Raw genomic sequence first — 14,509 nt, 5'->3', positions numbered from 1 at the left:
TTAGGCCTGGCCGGTTTCGACCGGCTGCTGGGCGATCTGTTGCTGGCGCGCGATGTAGATGGCGGCGAAGTCGATCGGGTCCAGCTGGAACGGGGGATAGAAGCCGCCGTCGGCCGTGGCGCCCGAGATGATCTCGCGCGCGAACGGGAACAGGTAGCGCGGGCATTCGATCAGCAGCAGCGGCTCGATGTCCTGCTCCTGAACATTGGCCAGCTGGAACAGGCCGCCATAGACCAGTTCGACGTGGAAGACGGGCTGGTTCTCGTGCGTCGCCTTGATCGACAGCTTCAGATCCAGTTCGAACAGGCCGTCGGGGCGGCCCTGGGCGGCCATTTCGACGCCGAGGTCGATCGCGGGCTTGCCGTCGATGCGCAGGGATTCCGGGGCGCGCGGGTTCTCGAACGAGAAGTCGCGAACGTATTGCGCCAGGATGCGGAAGCCGGGACCGGCGGGCTGGCCCTGCTGGGCGTCGCCTTGCTGGGGCTGTTCGGCGGGAGGAGCGGCGTCGGTCATGAAACGGTCTTTGGCGCAGTTTGGGGCCGATGAGGCCGGAATGAGGCGCCGCGACTACCATGCCGGGACGCTTGGCCGCAACGTCGCGCGCGCGATTGGGGGCGCGCTTCGCCTTGCCTCACCCTATATGAGCCCGTAATCACGCCAGACTAAGTGTTTGGCGCACCCGTCGTTCGCTACAGGAATCTCCTCTTGAACATGCCGGTTCAGTTCCAGGTCGTCGTCTTCGCCTTTATCGCAGCCTTTGTGCTGTTCCAGCTCTACAATGTGCTGGGCAAGCGGGTGGGCCGTCAGCCGCAGGAAGACGCCAAGATCGCGCCGCCCGGCCCGGCCCAGGCCGAGACGCCCAAGGTCGCGGCGATCGACCCGGCGACCCTGGCCTCCATCGCCAGCCTGAAGGCGCGCGATCCGGCGTTCGACCCGGCCCGTTTCCTGGACGGCGCGCGTCAGGCCTATGAGACCATCGTTCGCGGCTACGCCGCCGGCGACCGGGCCGCACTGAAGCCGTTGCTGAAGCCGAACGTCTTCGCCTCGTTCGAGGCCGGCATCGCGGCGCGCGAGACGCGTGGCGAGACCGAGACGGTCGAGTTCCTGTATCCGCCCCGGGCCGATCTGGAAGGCGCGGTCGCCGAGGGCGACAAGGCCGTGGCCAAGGTGCGCTTCCTGGCCGAACTGCGCAGTCGGGTGACCAAGGCTTCTGGCGAAACGGCGGACGCGACGACGGGCGAGCCGCTGGTCGAGGAACGCCGCACGGCCGAGCATTGGACCTTCGAACGCACCCTGGGCGCGACGGACCCGAACTGGGTCCTGGCGCGCGTCGAGCCGGCCAACGCCTGATGGCGGTTCGCGGCCGGTCGGGCGCGCTGGCGACGCTGACGGCCGCCTTGGCTGTCGCGGCCTGTTCGACCGGGCCGATGACGCCGACGGGCGCGACGGGGACGACAGGGCCGCAGACGGGGCCGGTTCCCTATACGCCCTCGCCCAATCCGACCCCGCTTCCCGCGCCGTCCGACGCCCTGAGCCCCGCCGTGCTGCCGGGCTGGAGCCAGGAGGACCATCTGGCCGCCTTCCGGGCCTATGTGGACGGGTGCGGCGCGGCGCGTGACGAGGCCGCACGCCGGGTCTGCGGACGCGCCAAGGCCATGGCGACGACGATGACGATCACGGCGTCGCAGGCGCGCGCCTTCTTCGAGGCCAGCTTCAGCGCGATCCCGGCTCAGACGCCGGACGGGCGACCGGGCCTGCTGACCTCCTATTTCGCGCCCGAATATCCGGCGCGGCGACGACCGGACGCCGAGTTCTCGGCCCCCGTCCTGCCCAAGCCCGCCAATCCACGCGCGGCCGGCGACCGGGCCTATATCGAATCCGCCGCTCGGCCCGAGCAGGCCCTGGCCTGGATGCGGGCCGAGGACCTGTTCTTTCTGCAGATCCAGGGGTCGGGCTATCTGACGTTCGAGGACGGCACGCGCGGCCGCGCCGCCTATGCCGCCGACAACGGCAAGCCGTTCGTGGGCATCGCCCGACCGATGGCGCAGCAGGGATTGTTGCCGCAGAACGGCACCTCCGGCGATGCGATCCGGGACTGGCTGGCCAGCCACCGGGGCTATGAGGCGCAGGCGGTCATGGTGCTGAACCCACGCTACATCTTCTTCCGGCTGGACCCGGACGATGACGGCCACCCGGCGGGGGCGGCGGGCGTGCCCCTGACCGAGCGGCGGGCCATCGCGGTCGACCCGGCCCACTGGCGTTATGGCGAACTGGTCTGGCTGGAGGCCGACGGGGGCAATCTGCGCGGCGCCACGGCCAGCTATCGCGGTCTGGCCATGGCGCTGGACACGGGATCGGCCATTCGCGGACCGGTGCGCGCCGACCTCTATATGGGTCGCGGCGACCGCGCGGGGGCCGAGGCCGGGACCGTGCGCCACCCCTTGCGGATGTGGCGCCTGGTCCCGAGGAGTTAGGCGACGGTCAGGGTCACCGCGATATTGCCCCGCGTGGCGTGAGAATAGGGGCAGACCGTATCCGCCTCCGCGACCAGGGCTTCGGCCTCGGCGCGATCGACGCCCGGCAGGCTGACCTCAAGCGCCACCTCAAGGCCGAAGCCCTTGTCGCTGCGCGGACCGATGCCGACCGTGGCGTTGACGGCGGCGTCGGCAGGCACCTTGGCGTGACCGCCCTGAGAGGCGACGAACTTCATGGCGCCGAGGAAGCAGGCCGCATAGCCGGCCGCGAACAGCTGTTCGGGGTTGTTGCCGACGCCGGCGCCGCCCAGCTCCTTGGGCGTGCCCAGGGCGACATCCAGAGCGCCGTCGGTGGTGGCGGCGCGGCCGTCGCGGCCGCCCGTGGCGACGGCGGTGGTGCGGTACAGGGTGTTGATGGACATGGGGATCAGCTCCGGGAGGTCATAAATATCGCGCGCGATTTAATCGCTTAACGCTATTTAGTGCGTCGTGTCAGAGGCGTCAAGCTTGCGATTGTATCGCGTGCGATTATTATTTGCCTATGACCTCACCCGCCCCCTCCCCCGCCGCCATGCCCGTCGATGACATGCTGTGTTTCGCCGCCTATTCGGCGAACCTGGCGTTCAACCGGTTCTACAAGCCGCTGCTGGACCGGATGGGCCTGACCTATCCGCAGTTCCTGGCCATGGCCCTGCTCTGGCGTGAGGACGAACAGACGGTCGGCCGGCTGGGTGAGCAGCTGTTTCTCGAATCCAATACCCTGACCCCTCTGATCAAACGACTGGAGGCGGCCGGGCTGGTGACGCGCGCCCGCGACAAGGCGGATGAGCGGGTGGTGCGCGTCAGCCTGACCGAGGCAGGACGGGCGTTGGCTGTCGAGGCCGCCTGCCTGCCGCAATCGGTATTGGACGCCACCGAGATGACGCCCGAGGCCCTGACCGACCTGCGCCAAGGCCTGGGGGCGCTGCGCGACAAGCTGCGTGCCGCCCAGCCGCCGGCCGAGAGCTAGGCCAGGTCTTCGATCTCGTCTTCGGTCAGTTCGCCGGGGACGATGGTGACGGGCAGTTTGCGGCCGCCGATCTGCGCACCCTGTTTGATGATGGCCGAGACCAGCGGGCCGGGGCCGCGCGAGCTGGTTCCGGCGGCCAGGACCAGGATCTTGATCTCAGGGTCGGCGGCGACGACCTTCTTGATTGCGGCCTGGGCCTCGCCCTTTTCAATCAGGAAGACCGGCGCAGCGCCGGAGCGGGTCTGCGCCTCCTCGCCCAGGCGGTTGAGCAGGATTTCCGCCTCCTGGCGCTGCTGGCGTTCGATTTCCTCGCGCACGCCCGACCAGTGGGCGTCGCTGTCGGTCGGCAGGACGCGCAGCATGACCACGCGCCCGCCCGTCGATTTCGCCCGGCGCGAGGCGAACCGCAGGGCGGCCTCGAACTCCGGACTGTCGTCGACGACGACGAGGAACTTTCTCGGCATTGCGGCCTCCCCAGCCTGATCAGCGGTTGAAGAGGCCGTGCGACGACGGCTTCGTCAAGCGAAGACCCGCTGCTCAGCCATTCACGGCCGCCGTCGCCAGATCGCGGATCGTCGCGTTGGCGATCGTCAGTTTGGCGAAGGTCCAGCCCGAGCCGGACTGTTCGATCTCGTCCACCGAGGCGCGCACGCCCTCGACCGTCGCCTGTTTGGAGCCGATCCAGGCGTCCACGGCGGCCTCCGCCGCGTCCTCGCTGACGCCAACCGACGGATCGGAGGCGCGGGCGACGGCGCGGGTCAGGGCCGCCTGCTCGTTCATCAGGTCCTCGATCAGACGACGGACGGCGAGACGATCGAAATGATCCGCAGACGGAATGGAGCCGGCGGCGGCGCGCAGACGGTCGAAGTCGAAGGCGGCCCCGACCTGGTGATACAGGCGCGCCATGGCTGCGACAGGCCAGTTCGCTTCCTGCGCCAGATCCCCGATGTCGGAGGCGGCGACGAGGGGGCGCATGATGGCGATGCTGCGGGTCAGATCCTCAGGCGCGCCATGGTCGGCGAAACGTTTGACGCGCGCATCCAGGCGCCCCTGTTCGAAGCGCGACAGGACCGGCGCGCCCTCGGCCTGCAAGGCGTCGGCGATCGGACGATAGCGCTCGATCAGGGCCTGAACCGACAGACCGCCCTTGGCGCGGCTGGCCAGCCAGAAGGTCTGACGACGCAGGACGACGGCGATCTCCTGATAAAGGGCGATCTGGGCCTCGGCCGAGATCTTCAGGTCCAGGGCCGAAACGGCGTCCCAGGCTTCGTCCAGACGGAAGACGCGGCGGGCCGCCTCGAAGGCGATGATCAGGGCGGTGGTGTCGCATTCCGCCGAGCCGCGCAGGCGGTCGGGGAAGGTCGGGCCGCACATGTTGACGACTTCGTTGGCCATGACGGTGGCGATGATCTCGCGCCGCAGACGGTGGCTCTTCATCTCCGGCTCGAACCGGGCCAGGGCCTCTGGGAAGTAGCGGACCAGGATCTGTTCGAAGAAGGGATCCTCGGGCGCCTGAGAGGCGACGATATCGTCCGACAGCTCCAGCTTGGCGTAGGCCATCAGGACGGCCAGCTCCGGCCGGGCCAGCGGAATGCCCGCCGTCATCAGCTCCTTGACGCGGGCGTCGCTGGGCAGGCCCTCGACCTTGCGGTCCAGCTTTCCACGCGCCGACAGGCTCTGCATGAACCGCTGCTGGGCGTTCAGGGCGCCGACGCCTTCGGCCTGTTGCAGGGTTAGGGCCAGGGTCTGGTCGTAGTTGTGAGCCAGCACCTTGAGGCCGACCTCGTCGGTCATGGAGGCCAGTAGCGGCGTGCGCTCCTCGGCCGGCAGGACGCCGTTGGTCACGGCCGAGCCGACCAGGATCTTGATGTTGACCTCGTGGTCGGAGGTGTCGACGCCGGCGGAGTTGTCGATGGCGTCGGTGTTGATGCGGCCGCCGGCCTGACCGAAGGCGATGCGTCCCGCCTGGGTGAAGCCGAGGTTTGCGCCCTCGCCCACCACCTTGACCCGCAGTTCGTCGGCGTTGATGCGCAGGGCGTCGGTGCCCTTGTCCCCGACCTGGGCGTCGGTTTCGGCCGCCGATTTCACATAGGTGCCGATGCCGCCCAGATAGAGCAGTTCGACCGGCGCCTTCAGGATGGCGCGGATCAAGCTGACGGGGTCCAGTTCGTCCTCGGCGATGTCCAGGGCCGCCTTAATCTGCGGCGTCAGCTGGATCGACTTGGCCGAGCGCGAGAAGACGCCGCCGCCCTCCGAGATCAGCGCCTTGTCATAGTCCTGCCAGGACGAGCGCGGCAGGTCGAACAGACGCTTGCGTTCGGTCCAGCTGGTCACATGATCCGGGTTCGGATCAATGAAGATGTCTCGGTGATCGAAGGCGGCGACCAGACGCGTGGCCTTGGACAGGAGGACGCCGTTGCCGAAGACGTCACCGGACATGTCGCCGACGCCGACCATGGTGAAGAGCTGGGTCTGGATGTCCTTGCCCATCTCGCGGAAGTGGCGCATGACCGCCTCCCATGCGCCGCGCGCCGTGATGCCCATGGCCTTGTGATCATAGCCGATGGAGCCGCCCGAGGCGAAGGCGTCGCCCAGCCAGAAGCCGTAGGAGGCCGAGACGCCGTTGGCGATGTCGGAGAAGGTCGCCGTGCCCTTGTCGGCGGCCACGACCAGATAGGGGTCGTGGCCCTCCCAGGCGATGACATTGGCCGGATGGGTCACCGAACCATCGGCGGCGATATTGTCGGTGATGTCCAGAAGGCCGGACAGGAAGGTGCGATAGGCGCGGATGGCCTCGCCCTGGATGGCCTCGCGGTCCGTCGTGCGGGGCAGTTGCTTGGGATAGAAGCCGCCCTTGGAGCCGACCGGCACAATGACCGCGTTCTTCACCTGCTGCGCCTTGACGAGGCCCAGGACCTCGGTGCGGAAGTCGTCGCGACGGTCCGACCAGCGCAGACCGCCGCGCGCGACGGGACCAAAGCGCAGGTGCACGCCCTCGACGTGCGGCGCCCAGACGAAAATCTCACGATAGGGTTTGGGCAGGGGCAGATCGTCCAGCTCGCGCGAGGCGATCTTGATCGAGATGTGCGGCTTGGGCTGACCGTCGGCGTCCAGCTGGAAATAGTTGGTGCGCTTGATCGCGCCGATCAGGGCGGCGATGCGGCGCAGGGCCCGGTCGTGATCGAGGCTCTTCACGTCCTGCAACAGGGTGACGATCTTAGCGTCCAGCTCGGCGACAGCCGGCGCGCGGTCGTCAGCCGAGCCCCCTTCGGGCGCGAACTTGGCCTTGAACAGCGACAGCAGGGCGCGCGCCACGTCGGGATATTCGCGCAGGGCCTCTTCCTGCACCGTTTGGGAGGGGTCGAGACCCGTCTGCTGGCGATAGTGGGCCAGGGTGCGGATCAGGGCGGCGTCGCGCCATTCCACGCCCAGTTCGATCACCAGGCGGTTGAAGCCGTCGCTTTCGTTGCGGCCGGTCCAGACGGCGGCGAAGGCGTCCTCGAAAGGCCCCTTCACGTCATCGAAGACCAGCGCTTCGCCGCGCGGATCCTCCATCAGGAACTCGTGGACGTGAATCTCCTCCTCGCCCATCGGACGGATCGGATAGCCGTATTCCTCCAGCGTCTTCAGGCCCATGTCGGCCAGGATCGGCAGGACGTCGGACAGGGGAACGGCGGGGCCGCGACGATAGAGTTTGAAGCGGAACTGCAGGCGGCTGTCGTCCGGCGTGCGGAAGGCGCGCACGGCGACGGCCTTGCCCTCGCCGGGCAGACCGGTCTCGTTCAGCCGGTTTACGTATTGCAGGTCGGTCGCGGCCTCATCGGCGTCATAGCGATCGCGATAGGCGGCGCCGAAGGCGCGGGCCCATTGGGCGCTCAGCGGCCCGACGGCGACTTCCTCGACGCCCGAGCGACGCAGAGCGCCTTCGAAACGATCGACCCAGCCGCGACCGGCCTCGGCGACGTCGGCCTCCAGCTGGGCGGCATCCGGGATCGGGTGGGCGCCGGGCTCCACGCCGATGATGTAGTGGATGCGCACCAGCGGCGCGTCGGACAGTTGCGGATACCATGCCGAGATGCGGCCGCCCCAGGCGCGGGCGACGATCTGGCCGATGCGTTCGCGCACGGCGGAATCGAACTTCTCGCGCGGGATGAAGCACAGAACCGAGACGAAGCGGTCGAACGGATCCTGGCGCGAGAACAGGCGGATGCGCGGCCGGTCGTAGAGGTGAAGGATGCCCAGGGCGATGGACAGCAGCTCGTCCTCGCTGACCTGGAACAGCTCGTCGCGCGGATAATTCTCAAGGATGTTCTTGAGGCGTTTTTCGTTGTGGCTGCCGGGCGCCTTGTCGGCGCGGGCCAGGGCGTTGGCCACCTTGCGACGCAACAGCGGCACTTCAGTCGCAAGCTGGTCGTAGGCTTCCGACGTGAACAGGCCGACGAAACGGGTCTCGCCCGTCGCCTTGCCGTCCGGGCCGTAACGCTTGACCCCGACATAGTCCATGTAGGCGCGGCGGTGGACGCGCGAGCGGGCGTTGGCCTTGGCCACCGTCACCGGTTCGCTCAGATCCAGCTGGCGGCGCATCTGGCGCGTCAGGACGGCGGGTTCCGATGCGCGACGCAGCACCGTGCGCTCGGGATCGGCCAGAATGCCCAGGCCGTCGGTGGACAGGCCCAGCGGGGCCTCGGCCTCGTAGTCGCCGTCGGCGTTCAGCGGATAGTCGTAGTCGCGCGCGCCCAGGAAGACGAAATGGTCGCTCTTCAGCCATTTCAGGAAGGCGATGTTCTCGGCCAGAACGGCGGGATCGACCGGGGGCGGGGTCTCTTCCAGACGCTGTACGGCCTGGCGCATCAGAGACGTCATGGCGTCGTGATCGGCGACGGCGGCGTGAACGTCCGCCAGGCTCTGGGCCAGGCCTTCGCCCAAGGCGTCGCGGCGCTCCTGAGGCACGCTGTCGATGACCAGCATGATGATCGACAGGCGGCGGCCGTCCAGCTCGACCACCGGGTGGAACAGGGCGCGCACGGACACGGCGGCCTCAGCCAGGGCGCCCATGACGCTGTCGACCAGGAAGGGAGCGTCGGACTGGACGATGCGCACCAGATCGTAATCCAGCACCTTGTCCGATGCGCCGTGCAGCGGGCCGACCGTGATGGCGGGCGCGGCCGCGTCGGTCGGATAGGACTTGGCGGCGGTCCAGGAGGCGGCGAGCAGGGCAGCCAAATCCTCGCCGCTCAGCTCAGGCGTCTCATCGGCGGAATAGTCTTCGTGCGCCTGGGTCAGATAGGTCTGTTCGACTGCGCCGGGCCCGGTCCCCACGATCTTGGCGAAGGCCGCCTCCAGCGCGGCCTTGGTGATCGGCTGAACGGGTTGGCGCAGATCGTGGGCGGTCATGGACGAGCAGTCTCGAACGACGCGGCAGGGCCGCAAGGGATGCGGCGCGACGGGGCGCCACCCCCGCTGACTAGGCCAGGTCCGGTCGCTCGGGAAGCCCCTGGCGACCGTTCATTGTAATGATCAGTGATCAGGTTGGAATTATTGTGCAGCGCCACAAAGCAGAAAGCCGCCGGACTGGGGGAGTCCGGCGGCCTGCGCGAGCGGCGCCTGGAGGGGAGGGGAGGGCGCCGGCTTCGCTTCGCTGCGGTTCGGAGGGGGAGTGTCCCGCAGCGTCGAAATCGGAAATGGGAAGCCCCCTGCGCCGTTCAAGAGTGGATCGGCCGGAATCTTTCGCGACATTTTGGCGCCTCTGAGCGGCGATGACGACGTCGGCGAATGCGGGCGACAACGGATTCCGATGCTATGCGTTAGGATGGGTCAACGGTGAAGCTGGAGCACCCGATTACATGCGTCGCTTTTTGATGGGTTCGATCGTGGCGGCCGTGGTCGGCCTGCTGCTCGCCGGCGCCGGATACTGGGCCTATTGGAACTTCTATTCGCGGTTCCAGCCGGTCACGATCAGCCGCAATCAGGCCGAGGTGCAACAACTGCTGGACGAGGCATCCTGGGTGTCGGACGGCAGCGGGGGACAGGCCCTGTATATCGTCACCTATCGCGACAGCGCTTCAGCCCTGCGTTACGCGCGCGACGAAGCGCCCAAGCTGAAGGCGGCGGGGATCGAGACGCGCTACATCCTGTTCGCCCGCCCCGATCTGGAAGGCGCGGCGCAATCGACGGCGGCGGAGCGGGCGACGGTCGCGGAGCTGTGGCTGACGCGGGATTGGCCGCTGTATCAACGCTGGATGGCGACGCCGGCGAACAGCTGGACCGCCGCCGGCGTGCCGCAAGCGGACGGCAATCTGGCGCGCACCGCCGTGGTCGAGGCCGGACGTCGCTTCAACGAGCGGCTGAGCCAGCTGCTCAAGGAGTCCGGCGTCGACATCAGCTATCCGCTGATCCTGTGGCGTGACAAGCAGGGCTTCCTGAAGGCCTGCGGCTGCTCGGACCGGCAGGCCTGGGCCTTCATCCGCGACGATGTCGGCGCGCCCGACCGGTTGGGCCAGTCCGATGCGGGACCGATCGCGCCCGATGAAGCGGCGCCGGCGCAGGACGCCCGCCCTTCGGCCATGCCCTATCCAGATTTGCCGGCGATCCCTCCGGTGGATGCGCCGGCGGGCGGGACCACGCCGACGCCGCCCTCGCCTCAAGCCCGCCCGGCGACCCCGCCCGCATCGAACCGTCCGACGCCGCCGCCGCGCACGGCCCCGGCGCCCAGCAAGCAGGACGACACGACCTTCTACTGATCAGAGGGATCGGCAGGCCGCGATCAGGCGATCGACGTCCTCGGCGTCCTGATACAGACCGAAGCCGAAGCGGATGACGTCCTCGCGCACGTCGGTGACGATGTTCGCCGCCCGCAGACCCGCGCACCAGGCCTGGGCGTCGGGATGACGCAAGGCGAGGAAACGGGCGCGCGGCGCATCGCCCTCGACCGGATTGAGGATTTCGGCCTGAGACAACAGCCCCGCCTGTCCAGCCTGAACGGCCTGCTGGAACGTGGTCGCCAGATCGCGCGCATGGGCGGCGACGGCGGCGGTGTCGATCCCCTGCTGATCCAGCATTCGGCGCACGGCGTTGAAGCGATACAGCGGCGTGCAGTCGAAGGTGGCGCCCCAGAAGCGACCGCCGTCGCTGCGGTATTGGACGCCGCCGGGAGGCCCCGACAGGTCGCCGAACTCCGCGAACCAGCCGGTGACGACAGGACGCGGGCAGAAGCCGGGCGGGGCGTGCAGAAAGCAGACGCCCTCGCCCGACATGGCGTATTTGTAGCCGCCGGAGACATAGAAGACCCGGTCCGCCACCGCCGACAGGTCGGTCGGTGTCGCCATGAAGCCGTGATAGCCGTCGATCAGCACCCAAGGCCCTTCGGGTCTCGCCAGGGCGGCAAGCTCCTCGATCCGGTTGAACAGCCCCCCGGTGCGGAAGAAGACCTGGCTGACCACGATCCAGTCGTAACCGCCCCTTGACGCCTCGGCGATAAAACGCTCGGCGAAGGTGTCGAAGGGCGCGAGCGCAACGCGCGTGACCACCGCCGCCCCGACCTCTTCCCACCGTTCGGCCTGACGACGGAAGGAGTGGAACTCGCCATCGGTCGCCAGAATACGGACCGGCGTGGTCTCCACGCCCGAAAACAGGCGCAGCAGGAAGTCGTGGGTGTTGGAGGAAAAGACGATGCTGTCGGGCGAGGGCAGGGCCAGCTCGGCCGCGACATGGGCCTGGGCCTCGGGGATCACCTGACCGAAGACGAGATCCCACTTGTGGTCGGCATGCAAGTTGGCGTCGAGCCAGGTCTGCTGCTGCGCCTCGAAACTGGCGTCGGGCCACAGGTGATGGCTGTGCGCGGCGAAATGCAGCCGACCGGGCGCCGCTGACAGGGCGCGGGAGAAGAGGGACTTGTAGGTCATCCCTCTTCTTTAGGACATCTCACCCAGCGCTCAAGCAGCGAGCCGCCACGCGGCGAGCGATAGCGCTGCGAGTCGCGCGCCTCTTAAACGAGAGCCCCGTGGCAGTGTTTGAACTTGCGGCCCGAGCCGCAGGGGCAGGGGGAGTTGCGGCCGGTCATTTCCCAGCCGGGCGGCAGGGCCTCGATCGGCAGTTTGGACCGGTCGTCGCCGATCAACGTGCCTTCGGGGTTCTGCGCCGACGGATCAGCCATCTCGTTCTCGCCGGTGCCGGGGTTCAGGTGGATTTCCTGGAACTCGGGCAATTCGGGCGGAGCCTGGAAGCGGAACTCGACCGTCATCAGCCAGCGGGTCACGTTGTGGCGCAGGTCGTAGAGCAGGTTCTCGAACAGCGAGAAGGCCTCGGTCTTGTACTCGTTCAGCGGGTCGCGCTGGCCATAGCCGCGCAGGCCGATGACGCCGCGCAGGTGGTCCAGATGGACCAGGTGCTCGCGCCACTGCATGTCGATCATCTGCAGCATGAACTGCTTTTCCAGACCGCGCGTCTGGTCGGCGCCGATCTGTTCCAGGCGTTCGGCGGCGCGGGCGTCGGCGGCGGCCAGCAGCCGCTCCTCGATCTCCTCGTTCGACACGCCTTCCTCGGCGGCCCAGTCGTGCAGCGGCAGCTCCAGACCCAGGGTCGAGCGGACCTTTTCGTCCAGGCCGTCGATGTCCCACTGCTCGGCATAGGCCTTGGGCGGCATGTAGCGTTCGACCAGGTCGGACACGACGTCGCGGCGGAAGTCGCCGACAAGCTCCGACAGATCCTCGGAGTCCATGAACTCCTGACGCTGTTCGAACACGGCCTTGCGCTGGTCGTTCACGACGTCGTCGTATTTCAGCAGGTTCTTGCGGATGTCGTAGTTGCGGGTCTCGACGCGCTTCTGGGCGGTCTCGATGGCGCGGTTCAGCCAGGGGTGGGTGATGGCCTCGCCCTCCGCCACGCCGAAGGTCTTCATGATCGAGTCGAGGCGGTCGCCAGCGAAGATGCGCAGCAGGTCGTCTTCGCAGGACAGATAGAATTTCGAGGTGCCGGGGTCGCCCTGACGGCCGGTGCGGCCGCGCAGCTGGTTGTCGATGCGGCGGCTCTCGTGGCGCTCGGTGCCCAGAACGAACAGGCCGCCGGCCTCCAGCGCGATCTTCTTCTGGACGGCGATCTCGGCCTTGAACTCGGCCTCCTTGGCCGCTTCCATTTCCGGTGTGACCTCGACGGCCATGTTGCGTTGTTCCAGCAGCCACTTCTGCATCTTCATCTCGAGGTTGCCCCCGAGCTGAATGTCGGTGCCGCGGCCCGCCATGTTGGTGGCGATGGTCACCACGCCCGGCAGGCCGGCGTCGGCGACGATGTAGGCTTCCTGTTCATGCTGGCGCGCGTTCAGGACGCTGTGCGGAATGCCGCGCAGCTTGGTCTCGTAGGTGATGTCATAGGCGGCGTCGCCGATCTTCTCGGCTTCCTTGGCCTTGCCCGCATATTCCGGCTTCAGCGTGCGCGAGGTCTCGACCTTGTATTCGAAGCGGCTCAGCAGGTCCGACAGCTGTTCCGAACGCTCGATCGATACGGTGCCGACCAGGATCGGCTGGCCGGCGAGGTGGCATTCGGCGATCTGGCGCGCGATGGCCTGGTTCTTCTCGGCGTGGGTCCGATAGACCTCGTCGTCATAGTCCTTGCGCTGGATAGGCCGGTTGGTCGGCACTTCCAGCACGTCCATTTTGTAGATGTCGCCGAATTCCTGGGCTTCGGTCGCGGCCGTGCCGGTCATGCCCGACAGCTTTTCGTACAGGCGGAAGTAGTTCTGGATCGTCACCGAGGCCAGGGTCTGGTTCTCGGGCTGGATCTTGACGTCTTCCTTGGCCTCGATAGCCTGGTGCAGGCCTTCGGACAGGCGGCGTCCGGTCATCATGCGGCCGGTGAACTCGTCGATCAGGACGATCTCGCCGCCCTTGATGATATAGTCCTTGTCACGCTGATACAGGGTGTTGGCCCGCAGGGCCTGGTTGGCGTGGTGAACCAGGCTGATGTTGGCGGCGTCGTACAGGCCGGTGGTGTCGGCGGCGAAGTGACCGCCGGCCTCCAGGGCCTCTTCCATCCGCTCGGAGCCCAGCTCGGTCAGCAGGACCTGCTTCTGCTTCTCGTCGAGCTCGAAGGTGTCCTTGTCCTTGATCAGATCTTTAATCAGGCCGTCGAGGATTTTGTAGAGATCCGAACGGTCCTCGGTCGGGCCTGAGATGATCAGAGGCGTGCGCGCCTCGTCGATCAGGATGGAGTCGACCTCGTCGACGATGGCGAAGTTGTGCGGACGCTGCACCATCTCGCGCCGGTCATAGACCAGGTTGTCGCGCAGATAGTCGAAGCCGAACTCGTTGTTGGTGCCGTAGGTAACGTCGGCGTTGTAGGCCTGCTGGCGCTGGCCCTGGCTGAGGCCGTTGACGATGACGCCGACCTCAAGACCGAGGAAGCGATAGACCTTGCCCATCGTCTCGGCGTCGCGGCGGGCCAGGTAGTCGTTGACGGTGATGACGTGCACGCCCTTGCCGGGCAGGGCGTTCAGATAGACCGGCGCCACGGCGACCAGGGTCTTGCCTTCGCCGGTCCGCATCTCGGCGATGCCGCCTTCATGCAGGATCATGCCGCCGGCCAGCTGAACATCGTACTGGCGCTGGCCCAGCACGCGCTTGGAGGCCTCGCGCACGACCGCAAAGGCTTCGGGCAGGATCTTGTCCAGGGTCTCGCCGTTCGCCAGCCGATCGCGGAAGGCGTCGGTCATCATCCGCAGTTCGTCGTCGGACAGGGCGGCGAACTTGGGCTCCAGCGCATTGATGCGCTGGGCGTGGTCCTGGAAGGCCTTGACCTTGCGGTCGTTGGAAGAGCCGAAAAGTTTCTTGGCGAAGCCGAGCATATTGGATCCGGTAAGCGGTCGAGCGTCTGCGAGCTGAGCGGCTCTGAAATCCCGTGAGGGGCGGCGATACGGACGCCGTGAGAGAGGCCCTGACCGACCGCAGCCCCGGAGCGCCGCATCAGGCGCGCGCGAAGGGCCGCGCAGACGATCAAAACCCCTCGACTTGGGCGCAGGCGGGACTTAAGCACCGGC

10 protein-coding genes are annotated in these 14,509 nt (G+C 67.6%); 4 read left to right on the top strand and 6 right to left on the bottom strand.

Annotated features, from left to right (window positions below):
- A complete protein-coding gene (gene secB / locus E4341_RS01935) occupies positions 1–513 on the bottom strand; it encodes a protein-export chaperone SecB (protein WP_017505358.1) in 513 nt (170 codons plus the stop codon).
- A gap of 198 nt (positions 514–711) precedes the next feature.
- Here secB and timA point away from each other — a divergent pair, with 198 nt between their 5' ends.
- Both timA and E4341_RS01925 read left to right on the top strand, forming a co-directional pair.
- Positions 712–1,350 carry a TIM44-related membrane protein TimA gene (gene timA / locus E4341_RS01930; protein WP_165118487.1) on the top strand — a complete coding sequence of 213 codons (639 nt, stop codon included), beginning with the start codon at positions 712–714 and terminating at the stop codon, positions 1,348–1,350.
- Positions 1,350–2,474 carry an MltA domain-containing protein gene (locus E4341_RS01925; protein ID WP_165114756.1) on the top strand — a complete coding sequence of 375 codons (1,125 nt, stop codon included), beginning with the start codon at positions 1,350–1,352 and terminating at the stop codon, positions 2,472–2,474. The genes timA and E4341_RS01925 overlap by 1 nt, the downstream gene beginning before the upstream one ends.
- Here E4341_RS01925 and E4341_RS01920 read toward each other — a convergent pair.
- The gene (locus E4341_RS01920; protein WP_320442876.1) at positions 2,471–2,890 is read right to left on the bottom strand and encodes an organic hydroperoxide resistance protein; all 420 of its coding nucleotides are present in this window, start codon (positions 2,888–2,890) and stop codon (positions 2,471–2,473) included. The two genes, E4341_RS01925 and E4341_RS01920, sit on opposite strands and share 4 nt — an antisense overlap.
- A gap of 125 nt (positions 2,891–3,015) precedes the next feature.
- Between E4341_RS01920 and E4341_RS01915 the strand changes: the two genes are divergently transcribed.
- Positions 3,016–3,483: a MarR family winged helix-turn-helix transcriptional regulator gene (locus E4341_RS01915; protein WP_165114754.1), complete on the top strand. Its 468-nt coding sequence runs from the start codon at positions 3,016–3,018 to the stop codon at positions 3,481–3,483.
- Here the strand turns inward: E4341_RS01915 and E4341_RS01910 are convergent.
- Both E4341_RS01910 and E4341_RS01905 read right to left on the bottom strand, forming a co-directional pair.
- Positions 3,480–3,947, bottom strand: a complete 468-nt coding sequence (locus E4341_RS01910; protein ID WP_039246719.1) for a universal stress protein — start codon at positions 3,945–3,947, stop codon at positions 3,480–3,482. The genes E4341_RS01915 and E4341_RS01910 overlap by 4 nt on opposite strands.
- Positions 3,948–4,020: 73 nt before the next feature.
- Complete coding sequence (locus E4341_RS01905) at positions 4,021–8,877, bottom strand: NAD-glutamate dehydrogenase (RefSeq protein WP_165114752.1); 4,857 nt, start codon at positions 8,875–8,877, stop codon at positions 4,021–4,023.
- A gap of 449 nt (positions 8,878–9,326) precedes the next feature.
- Between E4341_RS01905 and E4341_RS01900 the strand changes: the two genes are divergently transcribed.
- A complete protein-coding gene (locus E4341_RS01900; protein WP_165114750.1) occupies positions 9,327–10,223 on the top strand; it encodes a hypothetical protein in 897 nt (298 codons plus the stop codon).
- Here E4341_RS01900 and E4341_RS01895 read toward each other — a convergent pair whose 3' ends face one another.
- Together E4341_RS01895 and secA are read right to left on the bottom strand one after the other, a co-directional pair.
- Positions 10,224–11,384 carry an aminotransferase class V-fold PLP-dependent enzyme gene (locus tag E4341_RS01895; protein ID WP_165114748.1) on the bottom strand — a complete coding sequence of 387 codons (1,161 nt, stop codon included), beginning with the start codon at positions 11,382–11,384 and terminating at the stop codon, positions 10,224–10,226.
- Between the two features lie 83 nt (positions 11,385–11,467).
- Positions 11,468–14,317, bottom strand: a complete 2,850-nt coding sequence (gene secA / locus E4341_RS01890) for a preprotein translocase subunit SecA (RefSeq protein ID WP_165114746.1) — start codon at positions 14,315–14,317, stop codon at positions 11,468–11,470.
- Positions 14,318–14,509 lie beyond the last annotated feature (192 nt).

This window comes from Brevundimonas sp. 'scallop' (genome assembly GCF_011045535.1).
Taxonomy (GTDB): Bacteria; Pseudomonadota; Alphaproteobacteria; order Caulobacterales; family Caulobacteraceae; genus Brevundimonas; species Brevundimonas vesicularis.
This window is presented reverse-complemented; position numbering and strand designations above follow the sequence as displayed.